The sequence below is a fragment of the Pseudoalteromonas maris genome, assembly GCF_049257235.1.
GTDB lineage: Bacteria > Pseudomonadota > Gammaproteobacteria > Enterobacterales > Alteromonadaceae > Pseudoalteromonas.
This window is the reverse complement of the sequence record NZ_JBMMUF010000002.1, coordinates 310,675-331,244: the sequence shown is the minus strand read 5'-3', so window position 1 is coordinate 331,244 and position 20,570 is coordinate 310,675. Positions and strand designations below refer to the sequence as shown.

Sequence of the window (20,570 nt, the reverse complement as noted above, 5' to 3'; positions counted from 1 at the left end):
AAGCACACTACAATTGCCGCCGTAATTTACCAAGGAACAAGGATTAATTATGGCTTTGCAAAATCAACACCGTGTGTATATTCCGACCAATGCACGTGCTAATCAGTATATTTTGGCCGAATTTAGGCCATCCGATGATTTCTACGGATGTTTTAGTGACTATGCCAGCGCACACCAGCGCATCGCCCGCCAACTTTTTGCATCCGTCGAAGAGTCTGGTTTATATAATGTGCATGTATTAGTGAACGACAAGCTCCCAATAGTGCGGTATCACGACGAGTCATACTGCCTAGAAACGCAACGACAACAATTTTTTTTCTATAACCCTCGCTATCATGAAGCGCACTCAATTCATGGTGATTTACATGTTCGCGCAAACAAAATCAGATTGTTATTTCTTGCAACGGGTGAAGATATTCGTGCGCACAGTGCACAGTTTCATAACAAAGTAATAAAAGTAATTGATACCTTGCGTGAACAATTACCCACCACGGTGAGTTTTAAAATACGAGACCACCAGCATCTCACTTATGACATATTCGCTCGCGCAAAGGGATTAAAAGAAAGTTATGGCTATAAATTACGCGCATTAGAATCGCGCTATCAAGCAAGAGGTGTCAATGTTCATGATCATAAAGATCTCACTTATGCGCGCTTCACACTGCCACTCACGCGCCAAGTAAAAACACATTTACTCGATAATAACGAGTCAGACTACGCTAAATTGTATGCGCGTATTGAAGATAGTTTCTTGAGCGCATGTGCGGGTAAGAAACTACAAATGCGAGCAATGATTGCCAACGGTCGAACGCCACTCATTCGCCATCGCGACATTGATACCAGCGCACATAATGATGAGCTAGAAAAACTAAGCTTCTTGCCATCACTGCAGCAAATTCAAAGCTATGTGATATACGATGGCTCACAGTTGGTAGACAGTATTGATTTTATAATTGTTGCCAGTGACAACGATAAGCATGACATGGGCTTTGGCAAGTTCATGAATAATGTTGAGGGCGTTATTAACGCTGTGTGCAAAGACCTTCACATAGACCCAGAGCGTCAAGATGTGAACACGCGCTTCTATCAGCATTTGAGTTACACACGCTGATACTAAAGTGGGTTGCCTAGGGCGTGTTAATCTTTGATTTGTACAAAATGCATACTTCAAAGGTCAACATGCCATGCAACCCATTACTCTTCAACTTTAGTTAATTCCACGCCATCGACCGTCATTTTCCATTGCCCGTCTATTTGATGCGGCGGTACTGACACCACAAACCGCGTGTTCATCCACAACAGCCCAACGATAAAGTCATCACCGTTAAATTCTTGCAATGGTGCATCAATGGTAGTTGATAGCCCATCTTTCACCCGTTTGTATTGCACGGTTCCATCGCTGCTGATGTATACATACATTTGTGCACTTTGCCACAAGCCGACATAATCTTGGCGCTCAAGCGGGATTGGGTCGGCGCAACCAGAAAGTGCGAATATACACAACGCATAGGCCAGTATTCTTTTCATTGCTGCGTCCTTGAAAGCTTTGATTATCCTAATGAGTTGGTCCTGCAATTTCTACGATGTCGTTTTCTAAGCTTTTATACAACCCCAACATAAACAGCACTTCTACCACAACGAATAATGGGCCGATGATAAGCCCTATAAGATCGTCTACAAATGCAGGCTTTTTACCTTCAAAGAAATGGCCAACAAATTGAAATACCCAGCCAACAACAAATAAGCCTATCCCCCAACCTAGCCAATGCGTTGTCTGCATTGCAGCAAATGGTGTTGCACCAATTACAGCAAGCGAGAACAAAACACTCATAACCACCCCAATAGACAGCGATAAGCGCAAATAATATAAGCAGGTCACACACGCAATGACAGTAGCGGGTGTAATGGTGACATCCAACACGAGCAATGCCGGTTTGCTAAGCAGAATAACGATTGCAAACACAATCATGGGTATACCGACAAAGTGCGTATAAATATTGCGTTTGTCCCTATGGTACAGGGCATAGTTGGCAAGCTGTTGGGTTAATGATTTCATTGTGAGATTTCTTATTTTAATTATGTGTTCACCCTGAGTTTAGAATAAAAGCTCAGCAAATCCCACTGTCTATACTTGCTACTCGTCGTTATCTTTATCTAACTCACCTGTAGCGCGGGTGTTGAAGCTTACAATATTCACTTTACGCGCTGAAGTATGCGCAGATTTTAATGGTCCTTCACCTTGCGGTTCATCATTGGGCTCGGGCGCTGTAGCGCCATTTTTAAATGGCTGTATCATATTTGCATACTGCTCTATAAGACGATGCATGCCCTCGGGCGCGTCACACCGTGTAAACTCCATTTCAACATCAACGATGTCTGTTCTTCGCCTTGGAGATTCCCCCGTTTTTGGAGATAAATTAACTCTAAAGGCAACCCGCTCAGCATTAAAACCATCAACCTCATGAGTTGCACGTTTTAATTCGCTCTCGGTTATTTGCACCGACAACTCAAAGCGCATTTTATCTAGGGCTATCCCCTGTGGTTGCACTAAAGCAATGAGCGGCACATACATGTCATGTTGATCATCAACTTGAACTTTCACCATTTTCGCAGCGAGTGAGCCATCTTCTTGTGTATCGAAGAATTGCTGTAGTTGCATCACGTACTGCTGCGAAATCATTTGCCCCGTTGTATTCACTGCATGATGAATACCTCTGGTGATATCGGTGAGCATTTGCGAATTCATTTTCTCTTTGCCAAACATCACTCGTCCTTATTGTTTTTCTGCCGCTTTGCTATTTCATTTAACTGGTGTATATCAACAAAGCCCGAACACGCAGTGATGTCTATCGACACGCGAGCCCGGGTATCGCTAATGCGCACCGCGCTATCACTTTTTAGCGTTATAGTTTGGGATTGCTCTTTAACGTCTGGCTTTTTGGCGCATAACACCTCATGTGATATGAAAACCCAAACCTGGCAATAGCAATCCCAGACCAACTGCTTAACACTGTTAAATAGGTGCACAAACATCGTCACTGTTTAACCTTACTTAGACTTCGCTTTTTCCTTTGCCGAGGAGTCCGGTGCAATCGCTGCTTTGGTGTCCTCGGGTAACTTCGATGCATCCGTTGGTTTGCCATCTCCGATGACAACCGGCTTGGTCGCAGCATCAGTCAAAAAGTCAATCACTCGCATCAGCGCCTCTGGTGGACCTTGGCGTTTAATCGCGGTGTGAATTGAATATTTTGCCCGGGTATCAGTTTTACGTGTTTGTTCAGATTTATGGGAAACCTTACCATGCACTTTTACTTTAAAAGGGCCCCAACCTAGGCTTGCTTCAAATCCACCTTCAGCATCTGTTTCACTGTGGCTTTCCTCTGATTGGGTGATTTCCAATTCAAAATCTATGGTGCCTTCTTCGATGCAAATATTTGGGTGTGTAAGCGCAGCCAATAACGGCACACGCATTGTTTTACGAATCGTTCCTTGAAACTTACCTTCGGTATCAACTTGCGTTTCGTCATATTCAAATTCAACATTTACCGCCTTGCCGTCTTTGATACATACCGTCATCAAAAACTCGGCATAGGCCCGACTAGCCTGCACCTGCGCGGTGATCATTGCACGCAAAGGTCCGCCAATCATCCGGTCTAATGGCAAGGCATTAATCACAGACCCTACTAATGCTGTGTCCATATTGTTCTCCTTTATACATAATTCGCTGTAGTAGCCTCTAAAACGTAGTTAGCACGTACGAAATAGAGGTAAATATGTAATAGGTTGTAATTATTGTTTTTACAAGTAATTTACATATAGTTAATATTAAATTTACGAATTTAGTATTGGAAAAGAAACTTATTGGGGATGAGGTATAACGTTCATACTGAGACTTTCACAACAGATGAATATTTTAAGGATGCACAAAACCCATATTCACGAACATGAGCAGTGGCAACAATGCCTATCATAATATCATTAAATTGTGGCCTAAATGCAGGTGGTTAGGTGTTGAGAGACTTGGAACTAAAGTAACCGCGTATCAACATTACGATTAAGGTTGCTGCTATAAATGCAGCCATAAGATGATGGACAATCAGGTGGCTGGCGATAAACATAGGGATATCATCAACTGAGTCAATGAGTATCAGTTTCAACACTAAGGCTACATACACACTCACATGCAGCCACAGCGCTGTACGAAAAATACGCCTAGCTCTGCTAGTAACAAAAGCAGACGCATTGATGATTCGGCATTTTATAACGAGCAATGCAATACAACTGATCATAATTGAGACAATACCCAATCCCAAAAGTGATGTTTTAATCACAATGACGGCGAATATCACATACAACCACATGTGTGTTATCCCAAAGTTAGCCGCTGATATAAACCCGATGCACGCTTTATAGGTTGTTCAATTGCGTAATCTAAGGTGCGGGTATCACTAATGATTTCAATATGCTTTTTCGCACGAGTAATGCCGGTGTACACCAATTGACGATTAAGATTATGCCCACCTCTTCCAAGAGGCGGTAATACCATTGCTGTGTGTGCAAACTCAGAGCCCTGAGATTTATGAATCGTCATCGCAAATACTTTGTCGAACTGCGGTAAACGCCCGGGATAAAACGCGCGAATATCTCCATCACTACCCACAAACATGGCCTTAAGTGCTCCTTGTTCATCATGCAATAGAATGCCGATATCACCATTGAATAAGCGTAGTTGATAATCGTTTTGCGTGATCATAATAGGCATGCCCATATAAAACTTACTGCCAATATCAATAAGCCCTTTTTGCGCAAGGCAATACTCTATACGTTGGTTGAGTTGCTCAACACCAAAAGGACCTTCGCGCAACGCGCCCAACAATTGGTATTGAGCGAATGCGTGATGAACTGCTATGGCATCCATACCCTCTTGAGCATATTGCAAATAGGCGCTGTAATGCTCAGCTGCGCGATTGATAAGGTCACTGTAAAAGCCCTCTTCCAAGGGAAAGTAACTCACATCGTCATGGTGCTGGCGCAATATTTCCTTAACCTGGCGTTGCTCGCCACGATTGACGGCATAGGCTAAACGGCCGATACCACTGAGACCGTCGAAGCGATAACTGTGTTGTAAAAAGGCAACGTTATCACGCAGCAAATAGTGAGTTTCTTCGCCGCTGTGATAGCGATTTTCTAAACAGTACTGTGCGAGTTTTTGTGCCCAAGTATCGCTGTAATGAGGCAAGACCCCAAGCTCACATTGACTGCATAAATCAGCCATTATGTTGCCAGTGTCCACAGAGCTAAGCTGATCTTTATCCCCCAATAAAATTAATCGCGTGTGCGGCGCAAGCGCATCCACCAGCTTAGACATCAAGCCAATATCAATCATCGAGGCTTCATCCACTATCACTAAGTCAGCGTGAATAGGATTATTGGCATCATGCCTAAAATTATTTGAGTAAGGCACGGTCCCCAATAAACGGTGCAGCGTTTGAGCTTGTTCTGGGATCAAGGATAACACCTGCTCACTGGTGTGGGTTAAGCTCCCTTTCGCGCCCATGATTGACTCGCTCAATCTCGCTGCAGCTTTCCCTGTGGGGGCGACTAATTCAATATGTAACGGCGCATTCTCGTACAGTGACTGCAAAATTGCTAATAACCGAGTGACGGTCGTTGTTTTCCCCGTTCCTGGGCCCCCTGTGATCACACTAAACTTGTGTGTCGCGGCCGTAGCACAGGCTACTTTCTGCCAGTTAGGTGCGCCCGTGGTGTGTGTGTCACTATCAAAATAATGCGCTAATAACGCAGTAAGTCGTTGCTCATCAATATGCACTGGCTCTTGGCTTAACTGCGCAAAACGTTGTGCAAGATTAGCTTCATAATCATCATAACGAGCAAGGTATAAGCGGCTATCAACAACTCGCACAGGCTGTCGCGCACCAACGCAAGGTAAGTTTTTTAGCACCTGATTCAACTCAAAATTCGCAGAAAATGTCACCATCTGCTCACTGCGCGGGTCAATCGCAAATGGGTTTTGCCAATCTATGGTGTTTAGTTCTAGGCAAGTATGCTGATTGTTCATGGCACTGAGTAACAGCAAGATGAGGTAAAAGCCGTCTCCCTGCTCTTCACCCGTCAGCAATTTGGCGAGCTCAACATCCACTTTACGTACTTTTTTTTGTGAGATTAAGGTCTCAATCATCACCACGTGCTCCTTGCGCAAACAAGCCGTCTAAAGCAATTATTTCATCAGCGCTAAACGTGCGATGATACACACCTTGCCCCTCTCCCATTGCCCGTAAAAAGGTATACACCATTGATCCCAAGTGCTGCTGGGGGTTGTAATTAGGCATACGCGCTTTGAGCAAACGATGCAGTGCCACCATGTAAATCGCCCCTTGAACATGGTAGCTGTGTGAATTCATCGCATGAGTGAGCGCATCAAAGTTATAGTCAGTCGCGCTATCACCTAGGTAATTTGATTTGTAATCAAGTACGTAGTATCGCCCTTGATAGCAAAAAATTAAGTCAATAAAACCTTTCAAAACCCCTTTGACACGCTCAAAATCGAGCGCAAAATCATGGCTAAATATACGCAACATAGCATTATTGAAAGTAGGCGCATCCAATTGCTCTATCGGTACGTGAAATTCCATTTCTACCAGGCAATCTTTGCTGTCCAGTGCGCCTAGACTTAAACCTGACTCGCTTAATGGACAGCGAACTATATCGACCATCCACTGCTCGAGTAATGGCTGCCACTTTTCATCCAATGCATATTTTTCGAGACTCGCCTCGATAACATCACTAAGGTGTGCCATCGCCTGCGCATCTTGCTGTGCTACTCCAGAGAATGAAATTTGCTCCAAAATGTCGTGCAAACAGCTACCCGGCCCGGGACCTTTTGGAAAGTCATACGCCGTGAGCTGCTCGCTGCGTGTATCATTAGCAACATTTAAATATTGCTCGATTCTATGATCTTCATCGTCAGCACCGCTGAGGTTCATGGCACTTGAATCATGATGTTTATAGCTTAATGCGCTAAAGCTTGTTGCCCGCCAATTGCGCTCAATAGTGGCCTGTTGTTGTGCCACTTCAGCGTGAGCACGCTCAATGCCTAACAAGACGCCCTCAGAGCAAGGCGTTTGTTCACTCAAACACACTCTCACACCTTGATTAGCAGCAAAGCGTTGCTGCAATCGAGAAAAGAAATTACTTGCTTCACAGTGTTGGTCAGCGCCAAACAGTAAATAACCAAGCGCACAGTCATTCATAGCAGAGCGGTTACGTTGGCCAACGCTATATAACCCCAGTGATACATGGTAAATACCGCGCGTTAAGGCTACATATAACAGTCGTAAATCTTCTGCTAAACGCTCTTGCTCTGCGCGCTCCATGCTCTGCTCACTTTGCGCCAAGTCCAAATAAAATTGTGATTTGTCGTGATAATAAGCCAGCGAACTTGGTCTAAAACTCAGGGCAAAGGGCATAAACACGATGGGGTACTCTAAGCCCTTGGAGGCATGCATAGTGACGATTTGTACCAAGTTAGCGTCTGTTTCTAGGCGCAATTGCGCGCTATCTGAATCACTGCTTTGTGCCGCCAACTGTTGATGAAAGTAGTTTAATAGTCTCGCAGTACCATCGAGCTCGAGTTGTTTATGTTGCAAAATTTCACATAAATGACGGTAATCCGTAAGCGCGCGCTCAACATCCCACCCTGAGTTGCGCCAAAGCGTGGGTAATGCATTATTCCATAGTACATGCTCAAGCATCGCCAGCGCCCCTTCGCTGTACCAAAGTTTACGCAACTGAGCAAAATCATTAAGGAGTGCTTGCCACGCATGTTGGTCGTCACTCAAAGCCAAAATACGTTGCGCGCTGTAATTGTAAAACGGTCCTCTGAGCATACCGCGCAACAAGCGCTCATCATAAGGGCCATGTAATACGCACAGTAAGCGATATAAGTGCGCTGCTATGGGCTGTTTGAACACGCTGTCGCGAGCCAGATACACACTGGCTACACCAACCTCGCCGAGTGCTTTTTTCATTAACGCGGCTTCATTGCGATCTCTGACAAGCACACAGAAATCCCCTGCACTTGGGGGCTGCTCTGCCAAAGTTAATCGCCCTTGCTGCGCCATTGCGAGTAAGTAGTGAATGCGTTTAGCATAGGCAGATGCCAAACCTTGATGACCAAGATCTTTAGAGAGCACCTCATTGTCATCACCAAACCATTGCAACTCCATAGCTGGTAGAGGCGCGTCATCTAAACATAACTGCTTCGCTTTGCCTTGGGCTGCAACTTCTATAAAGGGAATTTCCTTATTGAAAATAAAGCTATTTGGATGTGACGCAAAGAGATCATTAACGCATTGAACAAGTTCGCTACTGGAACGATAATTTTTCCCTAAGGTATACAACTGCTCGTTGCCTAACTGATGTTTCGCATCAATGTAGGTAAAAATATCGGCACCACGGAAACCATAAATTGCCTGTTTCGGATCACCTATCATGGTTAATCCCGAAAATTGACCCTCTTTAGGGGTATAGAGGGTATTAAAAATGCCGTATTGGATTGGGTCCGTATCTTGGAACTCATCAATCATTGCCACTGGGTACTGGCTACGAATTTGCGCACATAACACCCCTTGTTGATCGTCTTTAAGGGCGCAATATAACCCCCGCAATAGATCATCAGGACTGATCAACGCTTGGCGCTTTTTATTGCGCTCAATGTGCCTGCGCACACTGGCTAGAGCGAGATGTAAAATCACGTGCGCAAAGTGCGCCCCAAATGATTCACTCAAGCGCGCCATGTGCTCAAACTGGGGTACCATCGCATGCTCAAACACAGTGCCATTTTTTTTGTAAATAGCCGCATCACTTAAGCTATGCGACGACCACAATGAATACGAGTGCCCAGCTTTGCCCAACTCAAGCATGACGGCATCTGATTGGCAAAATGCCTGCAAACCACTGACATTTGCTTTATGTTTTGGCTTGGCAGTACCTTTAATGTCACTTGCATCTAATTGTGCGAAGAAATCCCCATCTAGCAGGGCCTGCTTAAACTGTGGGAGCGCATCGAGGTACGCTTGTTGTTGCTGCCATAAGTTGAGCAACTGTGCGTTGGGGTCTTGAACCTGAGGCTCAATGATCAGTTGCTCTTTGCTGATCAGTGGACTGAGTAGTTTCAGTAAGCTAAAGGGTGATGAATAATGCGCCAATACTGCTTGCGCTTGTTGAGCAGACAATCCATAGACAAACTGTCGCCAAAAATCGAATACGGCTTGCTCATACAATTCTCTTTCATCCAAAATGAATTGCAGGTTGAACGCCATATTAGATTCGAATGCATGTTGCTTTAACATCCGCTGGCAAAAACCATGAATGGTATAAATGGCACTCTCATCCAGTGACTTGGCAGCAACATCAAGCAAATTAAACGCCTGCTGTGGCTCAGCCACTTGGGCAAGTAGAGAATTGACTAATTCATCCTCCGTATGTTTGCCCAATAAGGTATCTTTAGCGATAGTAATTCGCGCGCGAACCCTGTCTTTTATTTCACTGGTTGCTGCTTCGGTGAAGGTGACCACTAAAATTTGCTCGACACTCAAGGGTTCTCCTTGCTCACCATTGGCTCCTTGGTAAAGGCCGAGCAAATAACGTAAATACAAACCTGTAATCGTGTATGTTTTACCAGTTCCCGCACTGGCCTCAATGAGTTGCTGACCAGCAAGGGGAAGCGTTAACGGGTCAAGAATCTGCATACTTTTGCTCCTGACCATGCTCAAATATGGGTTTTAATAGCTGTGAAGACCAATCACAAAATGCCTGTTCACAGGTAAATAAGTCTTGGTAGTCGGCACTTATGTAGGGATCGGTTCGCTCTGCAACACCAACATAGGGACTGCCCACAAATTTCACGTTTGCTTTATTCATATCTTGTGTTTTTACCCACTCCCAACCACTCACAGGAAAAAATGTGGGGCTTTGTTGATGTGCCTGCTGGTACAGTTGTAACCATGGCGACACCATTTCTTTTGCCGCATCCACACTCACGGGCGCAAAGCTCACTTGCTCATCTAGGCCCATTACATACGTGGTGACGTTATTGCCCATGATTTGTGCCAATAAGTGGCAAATAAAACCGTTAATACGGTCTTTGGGTTTGATACTCGCGCTGCGATAGAATATTTGTTGCGAGTCATAAACATGGCCAAGCCATCCTTGTATATTAAATCCATTTAACTGCGTATCGACTTCAACAAGACTTTGAGTTTGTCCTGCAATGCGCATTCTAACTTGGTTAGCCAATGGCTCAACACGCTCCTTTAATTGCCCAAGTGTAAGATTGGCCAATACGCCTTGAGGCAACACACCACGCTGCAATATTGCTTCATCGTCTACCTTGTGATTATGAACCTGAGACTTCAGTAACTCATCAAGTAGTTGATAACGCGCCAATGGGTCCATATCAAAATGCTCGTTATCATCGATGATATCCCCCACTTCCTCGAGCCTGACACCCAGTATCTGTTGATAAAAATAATGCTGAGGTCGCGTGGCGCTTTTGAGCAGCGCTTCAAGTTCAATCAACGTTGGCACGTCGTTAATAAGGTCGTGTTGGTGTTGTTGACTCGGCTGTGCATCGGGCTCTGGCAATGCCCATATCGGATTGAAACTTTGCCATTTTCCACCCGCTTCGTAGTACTGTGGGTGAAATGGCTGCAGATGATGAAAATCTGTGAAATGCTGACTCACCAGACACTTGTGCCCGTCAATCTCAAAGCAACGGTCTAGGTATTCACACAACTCACTCACTAGCACCGAAGGCATACGCTCACTATTGTCGCGGCTTGATCGGCCGATGTAACTCAAATAGACACTCTGTCTGGCGCTTAACAATGCTTCTAAAAATAAATAGCGGTCATCAAGTCGTCGTGAACGGTCGCCTTTTTTACGCGTGCTGTATGACACTAAGTCAAAACCAATGGGTTGCACATTGCGAGGGTAGTCAGCATCGTTTAAGCCCAAAATACACACTTTCTTAAACGGCACGGCACGCATCGGCATCAGGGTACAGAAATTTACTTGTCCCATTAAAAAGCGTTGTCCAACGCCCTTATCTTGAACACCTTGCAGTAATAAATTAGCAAACACTCGCTGTGATATAGGGCCTTGATAATCGCCATTGTCAAAGTGCTTTTCAATATTGCTTAGCAGCTTATCTATCAGTGCCAAATCATTCGCATTAAGTGCATTAGTGGCAAACACACGCTCCACGGCATCACGCATAACCTGCACCTTGAGTGATACATTCGCATCATCAACTAAAGAAGTGCGCACTGCTACCATCGCCTGTATGAAACTCAGTAGTTTACTAAGAATCTGCGTGGCCATGCCTTCTACTGCATTGGCAGGATAAATACCTGCAAACGGTTCATCTGTTGTTGCAATGCCCAACAAGAGCCGTTTTAAGCCGAGCTCCCACGTATTGAGCTCAAGCGTTGGCAGGTTAAATTGTGCTTTATGCTCACCATCTATGCCCCACTTGACGCCAACCTGTTCAAGCCACACTTGGCATTGCATCAATTCGTTTTCAGATAGTTCAAACTGCGCGCTAATGGCTTCAATGTGCAGTAAATCAACTAATTCACTGACGCCAAAGCGACTAAATGGCAGCTGCGCCAAGGTTAAAAGTGCATTGAGCAAAGGACGCTCTTGGGCGATGGATAAATCGGCAATCGCATAGGGGATATGCCTTGCGCCTTTGGCGCCACCGAAAACAGCCTCTATAAAGGCACTGTATTGGCCCACATCAGGCATCATGACGATAATATCTTTGGGAGTTAAGCTCGAATCTTGTGCGAATTCCCGAAGCAAATGGTCGTGCAAACTCTCTACTTCACGCAATTGCGTGTGGCAATTGGCAATACGAAACGATGCATCGTCTTTTGACAAGGGTATTTTTCCCTCGTCGCTGACAAACCAGTGATTGTCTTCACTCAATGATTGTCCTTTAAATGCTAAGTCGTAGACTTCTTGTTGCAAATGGCCTAGTAAATTGTTTGAAAACTCATTATCGAAGCCATCTAACCACTTTGCATCAAGTTCAATCAGCTGCTCTAAATAATCCCGTCCTAGTTTCCCCCATGAGGCTAACAGCGGATTACCGACAATGTAGTAGTGCGCCTCATTTGCTAGTGCGTCTAGATGAGGCTTAACCTTGTAGCGGCTGTTGATTTTTGCCAAGGTCTTCTCATCGACCAAATCCCCCCAATAGTGTTCACTGGGATTAAAGAGAAAAATTAACACTTCGGTATGCTGTGCAATAGCATTAATGATCTCAAGCTGAGTTTGCGCTAATGCGGAAATACCAAATAGGCAAATTCTCGGCGGTAAGTTCACTGAGCCTTTGGCGAGTGCATCAAGCAATCCTTGATGCATATTAGCGCGGTGATATGGACTTTGATTCAACTCTTGTACGCGCAGCACCAACGTGCGCCATAAATCACTTTGCCAAGGTGCATGAGAGATATCGACCTCATCAAGTTCATCAATTCCTTGTTGCCATGTGTGTAGCCAATGTGGACGGTACATCAAGTAATGGTCAAACACGTCTGCTATTTTTTCACACAAGGCAAAACGCTTAGCACCGTCTTCATCATCGGCTAAATACTTCGCAAGTGCCTCATAATTGCTTTCACCGAGCTTAGCAGGGAGGATTTCAAAGAGCTTCCATGCCATGTTCGGCTTGTTGAAAGCAGATTCTTCGGGCACATCAGGCAAACTCTGTTGATACAATGACCAAATAAAACTTGAAGGTAATGGAAAGTCGACTTGTGCACATACGCCCAGTGTTTTTGTTAGCTCTAATTTGAGCCACTGCGACATGCCCGGAGAGTGGACTAACACAAGTTCTTTAGCAAAAATGTCATCACTGCTCGGATTGGCCAATACGGCACACAACTGTGCGCTCAAGATTTCCATGCGATTTGATTGTATTATGTGCAGCATGTAAAATTTTGCGAAATCAATGAGAAAAGTCCAGTGTACGCAATTTTATATCTAGACACTAGGGCGTGCTGATCTTTGCTGTTTGTTTTTTGCAGCAGTCATTGGAGTGTTTTGGCAAGGCACAATTTGCGTCGCATAGTGATTCTATGGAAGTCAGGTGATAACGCAGACAAAATACCCCAATGGCGTTGCCCAGAGGGTTCAACCATTGACTTGCTCTGCGTTGTCATGGGCCATGACCATAGTTCACTATGCACCATGACCCATTCCTAGCATTGAAAGCCTTTGATTTGAACAAAATTCATACTTCAAAGATCACCACGCCCTAGACTATACTCTTGGTTTGCGACATTACACTTATAGGGTAATCTCGCGTTTATCATGGATTAGATTAATACAAGGAACAAGGATGCGTTCTTCACTTATCACCCTCGCGTGTGCGGCCACACTATCGGCACCGATAGCACTGCTTAGCAATAACTCAGATATTCCCTTCAACCTGTTTACAACACAACAGGATGAACAAACGTTAAGCCCCAAAGTCACAGGTAGCCTCTTTGTTGGCGAGCGACAGTTAGCCAACATTGAAATCACTCGAACCTTATCCATAGGCGAGACAAAGTTTATCTCTCATGCCAGAACAAACTACCGCGGTGAGTTTTCTTTTAATGAATATGTCAGTAGTGAAGCCCTTATTGGTCAGTCAAATGCTCGGTTGTGGCAAGACATCAGCGTACGCTATCAAGGGCAACAGTATGTGCTTTGGTATACGGCAATTGACCATGAAATTGACAATTATGTTATTCAAAAAGCGGTTGCTAATCTTGAGTGTGATTTACGCTCGCCCGAGCGCGAGATCAATATCAACGACAGATATCGACCACGAATTCCCATTAGCGTGTATTCTATTTGCGAAATAAGCGACGACAAAAAAAAGCCACTCAGTTGAGTGGCCAATATGACAATGGATATCCAATGAGAAGACAATGCAGTGTTGCATGTATTTCATAGAATTAGGGCGTGTTGATCTTTGTTGTTTGGTTTTGCAGCAGTCATTGGGGCATTTTGGCAAGGCAGAGCCTGCGTCGCATAGTCATTCTATGTAAGTCAGGCGATAACGCAGTGAAAATACGCCAATGGCGCTGCCCAAAGGGTTCAACCAAAGGCGTACACTGCGTTGTCATGGGCCATGAACATAGTTCACTATGCACCATGACCCATTCCTAGCATTGAAAGCCTTTGATTTAAACAAAATTCAAACTTCAAAGGTCAATACGCCCTCATTTAATTTCACAACGTTGCAATTTAATGACACCCAGCAACAGCAACAAGTTAATAAAGCTGTTGCAGCATTTCTTCTGAATATGCAGTCAGTTGTTGACCCGCTTTTAGTTTGCTAACTAAATCTGGGTTAGCGATAAATGGGCGACCAATCGCTACTATGTCAAAACGCTTATCAGCAATTGCTTGCGCTCCTTGCTCTGGTGTGTAGCTACCCACACCGACCAAATGTCCTTGGTAGCGCTCACGCAAATAAGCTGACGCTTTACCACCGAGGTAATCGAACTCCATTGCATCATCGAAAATGCCTAAGTGTAAATAAGCCAAGGTGCGTTTATTCAACTCATTCAATAAATAGTCGAATGTGTGTGTATCTTGCTCATCACCTGGTTCTAACAAGAAGTATGCCCCCGGCGATACTCTTAATGCAGTGCGACCCGCGCCAATACGTTGTGATACGGCATCAACAACCTCGAGTGCGAAACGCGCGCGATTTTGTGCAGTGCCACCGTATTCATCAGTACGTTGGTTCGCACTGTGGTGCAAAAATTGGTCAATAAGATAACCATTCGCACCATGGATTTCGACACCATCAAACCCTGCCTCTATTGCATTTTCTGCAGCTTTAGCATAATCAGCAACGACTTGAGCAATTTCCTCTGTCGACAGCGCCTTAGGTACTTGGTAAGTTAACTCACGCATACGCGGCACTGTACCTTGCAGCCCAATGGCGCTCGCACCTACGACTTCACCGCCAAAAAAATGTGGGTGTGCTACGCGGCCAACATGCCATAATTGGCAGAACATTTTGCCCCCTTTCGCGTGTACCGCGTCTGTCACTTTACGCCAGCCTTCAATTTGCGCCTGAGTGAATATCCCCGGTACATTAGGGTAGCCCTGTGCGTCAGGGCGAATAATTGTCGCTTCGCTGATAATTAAACCCGCATCTGCACGACGTTCATAATATTCCACCATGGCCTGAGTAGGAACTAACTCATCGCTTGCCATGCATCGGGTTAATGGTGCCATCATGATGCGGTTCTTGAGTTCAACATCATCTGATAAAGGGTATGGGGTAAACAAAATATCTTGCATAGAAAACTCTCTTAGATGGATCTTGTCTTAAATTAGGCAACAAACTACCCTTTATTGAATGATCGTTCAAGATATTTAAACAAAACAATGGTACTATCTTATTCCTCTTTGATTATTTGATGTAACTACTATGCGCAGTACCGAGTTTGACCGCTCTGAGGTTCTTCACAATGCGATGCAAACATTCATGGAACATGGCTATGCAAAGTCAAGTATGCAAAAACTCACCAGCGCGACGGGACTCCATCCTGGTTCAATTTATTGCGCGTTTGGCAGTAAAAAAGGGCTCTTTGTCGAAGCGATAAATTACTATCAAACGCAAAAGCGTAAAGAATTTATGGCATTGTTCGATGATAAGACACCTGTGCTAAATAGCCTCAAAGCGTTAATCGATTCGGTAGTTGCACAATGCTTGGACGATTCCTGCGCCAAAGTCTGTTTGCTGACACAATCTCTCAACGAAATGGGTAATCACGATCCCCAAATCAAGGCGATGTTAAGTGAAAACTTGCAGCACATTGAACAGCAACTTGCACTACACATTATGAACGCGCAAAAACAAGGTGAAGGTATAAGAGATGACTGCCCCCTCACCCTGGCTCGGTTTGTTAGTCTTGGATTGTACGGTTTACGCACATATGCCTATACACATCAGGATAAAGCAATTCTCAAAGCAATGGGCGATCAGCTTTTATTGTCTATAAAATCATAAAGAAAAAGCGCTACCAAGTAGATAGCGCTATACGTGGAACATTCAAGTTAGCCAAATACAACAACTCAGACGTGTACCACCTCAGGCCTGAGGCTGTAAAATATATACAGCACTTCGGCTTTTTCTTTATCGCCAACATTGTGATTATCAAGTGCTTGCATCACATCATCGACGGCAGCCATGTATTCATTATCGTTGATATTCATATTTTGATGTGCCGTTCGCATATCTTTTCCCTCATAGACCTGAGGGCCACCGCTACCAGTTATGAAAAACTTGGCAACAGTATCTTTTAATGTGACGACATCACTATTAGCAAAGCGCGCTTTTATAACAGGGTTTTGTCGATGTAATTCGACTACATCATTCGAGATACTGCGGATCCCCTGCTCACCACCTAAGCGCTCAAATAAACTTGTGTCCATTGCGGTACACCTCGTGTGGTTTGAATCTCTTTAAGCATAGCTCAACTTGAGTCTGAGCTTATTTCGATTTCAAGGTGTAGTCGTATTCTAGATAATACCAATTGCATTAGAAAAGTGAGCTAGGATAGCGCTGGATAAATAGCGTGATAGCAAGGCATAATTTTTCGTATGTAGTTATTCTACATAGAAAAATTATAACACAGTGAGCAGGCTATTTAGCCCGCTAGGAAGATCAATTATTTAATTCAATTGGTATAAAGCCGTAGATGAGAAATAGAAGAGCGCTCCCACTGCAAAGAATCACTCAAACCATTAATTTCCGCCGTATAGTTATCGCCAAAAAACTAAGACAAAGCGAATTCCACAGCCGCTTGTGCATGGATAAAAGTGGTATCGAACAAGGCAATATCTGTATCAGACTGACTTACCAGCAAACCAATTTCTGTACACCCTAAAATGATCCCTTGTGCTCCGCTGAAGTGAAGCTCATTGATAATACGCATAAATGCCAAATGGGAGTCTGGATACACATGACCATGGCATAGCTCTTTGTATATTACCTCATGGATACACGTGCGATGAGGGGCATCGGGTATCAACACCTTTATTCCATGTTTGTCTTGTAAACGCTGACGGTAAAAGTCTTGCTCCATTGTAAAGGCTGTCCCTAACAACCCAACCGTATCAATGCCTTTTTGCTTTAGCTTCACTGCAACAGCATCAGCGATATGGATGATAGGAATGGAAATATTCTCCTGCATCACGTCGGCTACTTTGTGCATCGTATTGGTGGCTATGACGATGCAGTCAGCACCTGCTCGCTCTAGACTTTGCGCTGCGTGCGAGAGCTTATTCGCCAACTGCGGCCATTGATGGTTATGCTGTAATTGCTCAATCGGGGCAAAATCAACGCTATACATTAACAATTCGGCACTATGCAAACCGCCAAGATGGTCATTCACTCCCTCGTTGATTGCCTTGTAGTAAGTCTGTGTGCTTTGCCAACTCATACCGCCGATGATGCCTATTTTCTTCATGATTTTTCCTAGATTGCCCGTACTTTCATTATTGGTATAGGTTATGTGCAAACCGATTACCCTTAGGTAAATAATAATTGTCGTAGTCTAGAGAAAATGCCACCCAATGTGCCTTTCCTTTGATCTCAGAGCGAGGTACAAGCCCATAAACGCGAGAATCGGCACTGTTTCGGCGGTTATCCCCCATCACAAAGTAATGATCGGCTGGAATTGTTACAGTATGTAGATTTGCTAGATGTGCTGAGCGCGTTTTATCGATACGAACTAAGTGGTTAATGTCGCCAAGCTGCTCATGCAGCAAAAACGCATCGTCGCTGGTGCTTTTTATTACATATTTGAGTGGTTCGCCGTTAATGAACACCCTCTCATTACTCATGCTGATGGTGTCACCTGGCACCGCCACAATACGCTTTAGCAAGCGATTGTCTGCTGCTTGTGACTCAAAGACGATGATATCACCGCGTTGTGGTTCTGCCAGTCGAGCAACTGTATGATCAGTGAAAGGGATTTTGGCGTCATAAGCCATTTTATCGACGGTGATTTGATCCCCAATCTCGACAGTAGGTAACATTGAGCCAGAAGGTACGGTGTACCAATCGGCAAAAGAACTGCGCATCGAAAAAATAAAGGCCATGGTGAGAATAATTCCCCAATTGGCCTTTAATGTAGTGTGCATAAATTGTCTAATTTTATGAAACTTATATGTCATAGCTCGCTCCTTTTTTTCCTTGGAACATGCTATGAGTTAATTAGTTCGACGGCAGTTGTAAGCAATTATGACTAGGCGACCAGTCGGCGTGACACCCACCACGTTAACACTTGCATTATTAGGGCGCACACTAAACACGCCACCAATCCATTTTGCTGATACAACCAGCCGGATAACACTGTGCCCACAAGCCTGCCGCTAGCATTAGCCATGTAATAAAAACCAACATCCATCGATACACTGTCGCGGTCTGCCAAATGCACAACAAGATAGCTGTGCAGTGAGGAATTGAGCGCAAACACCACGCCAAAAAGCAACAAACCACTGACTAAGATGATATTTTGCGTCGCAATACTGTTACCAAAATACACATAGCAAAGAATGAGGACGGCCGTGGTGACAGCAAGTGCGCCACTAAGCGTAATTGCATGCTTGAATACATCGTCCCCCTTTTTTAAGCCCAAGCGGGGTGCAAGGCTTTGAACAATGCCATAGCCGATGATCCACAGCGCCATAAATCCCCCCACCTGCTCGTGTTGCCAACCCAATGCTGAAATAAAAAACACAGGTAATGCGACAACAAACCACACATCGCGAGAGGCAAAGAGTAATAATCGTGCAAGCGACAAGCGGTTTAGTGCTTCACTCTTGGAAAATACATCTTTAAATTTTGGCTTGTATTTACTTCGCCCTAAGTCCTGTGTTAGCAACAAGGCGCTAAAGATAAATCCAGCAGCGACTACAGCCATCAGTGCAATAATCGCCCCGTCAAAACCCCAAAGCGCCAACAATGCGCCGCCGAGGAAATAGCCAATACCTTTTAGCGCATTTTTGGAACCGGTTAGCAGGGCAATCCATTTGTACAACCGCCCTTGCTGCTGGTCGCTTACCACCGTTTTAATGGCACTTTTGGCACTCATTTTATTGAGATCTTTTGCGATGCCGCTTAACGCTTGTGCCGCCATGACCCAGGGCACACTGAGCATGGATTTATCCACCAGCAGCATGCCCAGAGCGATAAGCTGCATCAACATACCCATTTGCATAGTGCGATTGAGGCCAATACGCGCCCCTAGCCAGCCACCGACAAGGTTTGTGACAACACCAAAAAACTCATAAAACAAAAACAGCATGGCAATAGCCAGCGGTGTGTAACCTAGTTGGTAGAAATACAACACCACCAACATACGTAAAGCGCCATCACTGAGTGTAAATGCCCAGTAGTTGGCGGTGATCACACCATATTGCTTTAACGGCGATGATGACATGTGTGTACCTATAGTGACTTAGCTACTTTTAACACCAGCTCAGCACTGCGGTTGGCATAACCCCATTCATTGTCATACCACAGATACATTTTTGCCTGCGTGCCGTTTACAACCATTGTTGATAATGCGTCAACGATGCATGAACGTGGGTCGGTACGATAATCAATAGATACCAAAGGCTTTTCCTCATAGCCCAAGATACCTTTTAGAGCACCTTGTGCTGCTTCTTTAAACCAAGCATTAAGTTCATCCTCTGTGGTAGATCGCGCTAACTCAAAAACACAATCGGTGATTGAAGCATTTGCCAGAGGTACGCGCACAGCATGACCATTTAGCTTGCCTTTGAGCTCAGGGAAAATATGAGTAATAGCGGTTGCAGATCCCGTTGTAGTCGGTATCAAGCTCATGCCGCATGCACGCGCACGGCGTAAATCCTTATGTGGAGCGTCAATAATGGTTTGTGTATTGGTAATGTCATGGATGGTGGTCATAGAGCCATGCTTGATACCTATTTTCTCTTGTAACACCTTCACTACAGGCGCTAAGCAATTAGTGGTGCATGATGCTGCTGTAACTAGGTTATGAACATTGCTATCGTACAGGTCGTCATTAACCCCCATAACGATGTTTAACACCCCTTCTTCTTTTACAGGTGCGGTCACTACCACCTTTTTTACGCCTTGTGCAAGATATTGCTCTAGCAATACACGCTCTTTCATTTTACCTGACGCTTCGACAACAATGTCGCACCCCGACCAATCAGTCTCATTGATTGCTTTGTTTGCTGAGCAGCTAATAAATACATCGTTTACTGTCATGCCTTGCTCACTAGCATCACAGCTATGATGCCAACGTCCGTGCACTGAGTCGAATTCGAGCAAATGAGCCAATGTTTTCGCATCACCCGCCGGGTCGTTAATATGAACGATTTCTAATTCTGGCCAATCAAATGCTGCGCGCATGATCAAACGTCCCATGCGGCCAAAGCCATTAATACCCACTTTAATTGCCATCACTTATCTC

General features: G+C 44.6%; 17 protein-coding genes. 3 read left to right on the top strand and 14 right to left on the bottom strand.

Features of this window, described 5'->3' with window-relative positions; genetic code table 11:
• Nucleotides 1-49 precede the first annotated feature (49 nt).
• Nucleotides 50-1,111, top strand: a complete 1,062-nt coding sequence (locus AAEU32_RS04480; RefSeq protein ID WP_421969323.1) for a DUF3083 family protein — start codon at nt 50-52, stop codon at nt 1,109-1,111.
• An 83-nt stretch (nt 1,112-1,194) separates the two neighbouring features.
• Here AAEU32_RS04480 and AAEU32_RS04475 read toward each other — a convergent pair whose 3' ends face one another.
• The 8 genes from AAEU32_RS04475 to recC all read right to left on the bottom strand — a co-directional run bounded on the left by AAEU32_RS04475 (nt 1,195) and on the right by recC (nt 13,020).
• Nucleotides 1,195-1,527: a hypothetical protein gene (locus AAEU32_RS04475; protein WP_421969322.1), complete on the bottom strand. Its 333-nt coding sequence runs from the start codon at nt 1,525-1,527 to the stop codon at nt 1,195-1,197.
• 28 nt (nt 1,528-1,555) lie between these two features.
• Nucleotides 1,556-2,056 carry an Mpo1 family 2-hydroxy fatty acid dioxygenase gene (locus AAEU32_RS04470; RefSeq protein ID WP_421969321.1) on the bottom strand — a complete coding sequence of 167 codons (501 nt, stop codon included), beginning with the start codon at nt 2,054-2,056 and terminating at the stop codon, nt 1,556-1,558.
• A gap of 78 nt (nt 2,057-2,134) precedes the next feature.
• Nucleotides 2,135-2,764, bottom strand: coding sequence for a DUF2589 domain-containing protein (locus AAEU32_RS04465; RefSeq protein WP_421969320.1), 630 nt, complete (start codon nt 2,762-2,764; stop codon nt 2,135-2,137).
• Between the two features lie 284 nt (nt 2,765-3,048).
• Complete coding sequence (locus AAEU32_RS04460; RefSeq protein WP_421969319.1) at nt 3,049-3,699, bottom strand: DUF2589 domain-containing protein; 651 nt, start codon at nt 3,697-3,699, stop codon at nt 3,049-3,051.
• 305 nt (nt 3,700-4,004) lie between these two features.
• Complete coding sequence (locus tag AAEU32_RS04455; protein ID WP_421969318.1) at nt 4,005-4,361, bottom strand: hypothetical protein; 357 nt, start codon at nt 4,359-4,361, stop codon at nt 4,005-4,007.
• A gap of 5 nt (nt 4,362-4,366) precedes the next feature.
• Nucleotides 4,367-6,199, bottom strand: a complete 1,833-nt coding sequence (recD, locus tag AAEU32_RS04450; protein ID WP_421969317.1) for an exodeoxyribonuclease V subunit alpha — start codon at nt 6,197-6,199, stop codon at nt 4,367-4,369.
• Nucleotides 6,192-9,770 (bottom strand): exodeoxyribonuclease V subunit beta, encoded by a 3,579-nt coding sequence (gene recB, locus AAEU32_RS04445; protein WP_421969316.1) that lies wholly within the window; start codon nt 9,768-9,770, stop codon nt 6,192-6,194. The genes recD and recB overlap by 8 nt, the downstream gene beginning before the upstream one ends.
• The gene (gene recC / locus AAEU32_RS04440) at nt 9,757-13,020 is read right to left on the bottom strand and encodes an exodeoxyribonuclease V subunit gamma (protein WP_421969315.1); all 3,264 of its coding nucleotides are present in this window, start codon (nt 13,018-13,020) and stop codon (nt 9,757-9,759) included. Before recC ends, recB begins: the two co-directional genes overlap by 14 nt.
• 409 nt (nt 13,021-13,429) lie before the next feature.
• Here recC and AAEU32_RS04435 point away from each other — a divergent pair, with 409 nt between their 5' ends.
• The gene (locus AAEU32_RS04435; RefSeq protein ID WP_421969314.1) at nt 13,430-13,969 is read left to right on the top strand and encodes a DUF6795 domain-containing protein; all 540 of its coding nucleotides are present in this window, start codon (nt 13,430-13,432) and stop codon (nt 13,967-13,969) included.
• 383 nt (nt 13,970-14,352) lie between these two features.
• On the opposite strand, the gene AAEU32_RS04430 is transcribed toward AAEU32_RS04435, so the two are convergent.
• Nucleotides 14,353-15,396: an alkene reductase gene (locus tag AAEU32_RS04430; protein ID WP_421969313.1), complete on the bottom strand. Its 1,044-nt coding sequence runs from the start codon at nt 15,394-15,396 to the stop codon at nt 14,353-14,355.
• A gap of 130 nt (nt 15,397-15,526) precedes the next feature.
• Here AAEU32_RS04430 and AAEU32_RS04425 point away from each other — a divergent pair, with 130 nt between their 5' ends.
• Complete coding sequence (locus AAEU32_RS04425; RefSeq protein ID WP_421969312.1) at nt 15,527-16,108, top strand: TetR/AcrR family transcriptional regulator; 582 nt, start codon at nt 15,527-15,529, stop codon at nt 16,106-16,108.
• 65 nt (nt 16,109-16,173) lie between these two features.
• On the opposite strand, the gene AAEU32_RS04420 is transcribed toward AAEU32_RS04425, so the two are convergent.
• The 5 genes from AAEU32_RS04420 to AAEU32_RS04400 form a co-directional block, all read right to left on the bottom strand.
• A complete protein-coding gene (locus tag AAEU32_RS04420; RefSeq protein ID WP_421969311.1) occupies nt 16,174-16,533 on the bottom strand; it encodes a group I truncated hemoglobin in 360 nt (119 codons plus the stop codon).
• A 344-nt stretch (nt 16,534-16,877) separates the two neighbouring features.
• Nucleotides 16,878-17,570 carry an aspartate/glutamate racemase family protein gene (locus tag AAEU32_RS04415; protein ID WP_421969310.1) on the bottom strand — a complete coding sequence of 231 codons (693 nt, stop codon included), beginning with the start codon at nt 17,568-17,570 and terminating at the stop codon, nt 16,878-16,880.
• 28 nt (nt 17,571-17,598) lie between these two features.
• Complete coding sequence (lepB, locus tag AAEU32_RS04410; protein ID WP_421969309.1) at nt 17,599-18,279, bottom strand: signal peptidase I; 681 nt, start codon at nt 18,277-18,279, stop codon at nt 17,599-17,601.
• Between the two features lie 71 nt (nt 18,280-18,350).
• Nucleotides 18,351-19,547 carry an organoarsenical effux MFS transporter ArsJ gene (gene arsJ, locus AAEU32_RS04405; RefSeq protein ID WP_421969308.1) on the bottom strand — a complete coding sequence of 399 codons (1,197 nt, stop codon included), beginning with the start codon at nt 19,545-19,547 and terminating at the stop codon, nt 18,351-18,353.
• An 8-nt stretch (nt 19,548-19,555) separates the two neighbouring features.
• Nucleotides 19,556-20,560, bottom strand: coding sequence for an ArsJ-associated glyceraldehyde-3-phosphate dehydrogenase (locus tag AAEU32_RS04400; RefSeq protein WP_421969307.1), 1,005 nt, complete (start codon nt 20,558-20,560; stop codon nt 19,556-19,558).
• Between the last annotated feature and the right edge of the window lie 10 nt (nt 20,561-20,570).

Coding starts and splice junctions, on each gene's coding strand:
- AAEU32_RS04480 (WP_421969323.1), top strand. CDS start 50: ATGGCTTTGCAAAATCAACACCGTGTGTATATTCCGACCAATGCACGT.
- AAEU32_RS04475 (WP_421969322.1), bottom strand. CDS start 1,527: ATGAAAAGAATACTGGCCTATGCGTTGTGTATATTCGCACTTTCTGGT.
- AAEU32_RS04470 (WP_421969321.1), bottom strand. CDS start 2,056: ATGAAATCATTAACCCAACAGCTTGCCAACTATGCCCTGTACCATAGG.
- AAEU32_RS04465 (WP_421969320.1), bottom strand. CDS start 2,764: ATGTTTGGCAAAGAGAAAATGAATTCGCAAATGCTCACCGATATCACC.
- AAEU32_RS04460 (WP_421969319.1), bottom strand. CDS start 3,699: ATGGACACAGCATTAGTAGGGTCTGTGATTAATGCCTTGCCATTAGAC.
- AAEU32_RS04455 (WP_421969318.1), bottom strand. CDS start 4,361: ATGTGGTTGTATGTGATATTCGCCGTCATTGTGATTAAAACATCACTT.
- recD (WP_421969317.1), bottom strand. CDS start 6,199: ATGATTGAGACCTTAATCTCACAAAAAAAAGTACGTAAAGTGGATGTT.
- recB (WP_421969316.1), bottom strand. CDS start 9,770: ATGCAGATTCTTGACCCGTTAACGCTTCCCCTTGCTGGTCAGCAACTC.
- recC (WP_421969315.1), bottom strand. CDS start 13,020: ATGCTGCACATAATACAATCAAATCGCATGGAAATCTTGAGCGCACAG.
- AAEU32_RS04435 (WP_421969314.1), top strand. CDS start 13,430: ATGCGTTCTTCACTTATCACCCTCGCGTGTGCGGCCACACTATCGGCA.
- AAEU32_RS04430 (WP_421969313.1), bottom strand. CDS start 15,396: ATGCAAGATATTTTGTTTACCCCATACCCTTTATCAGATGATGTTGAA.
- AAEU32_RS04425 (WP_421969312.1), top strand. CDS start 15,527: ATGCGCAGTACCGAGTTTGACCGCTCTGAGGTTCTTCACAATGCGATG.
- AAEU32_RS04420 (WP_421969311.1), bottom strand. CDS start 16,533: ATGGACACAAGTTTATTTGAGCGCTTAGGTGGTGAGCAGGGGATCCGC.
- AAEU32_RS04415 (WP_421969310.1), bottom strand. CDS start 17,570: ATGAAGAAAATAGGCATCATCGGCGGTATGAGTTGGCAAAGCACACAG.
- lepB (WP_421969309.1), bottom strand. CDS start 18,279: ATGACATATAAGTTTCATAAAATTAGACAATTTATGCACACTACATTA.
- arsJ (WP_421969308.1), bottom strand. CDS start 19,547: ATGTCATCATCGCCGTTAAAGCAATATGGTGTGATCACCGCCAACTAC.
- AAEU32_RS04400 (WP_421969307.1), bottom strand. CDS start 20,560: ATGGCAATTAAAGTGGGTATTAATGGCTTTGGCCGCATGGGACGTTTG.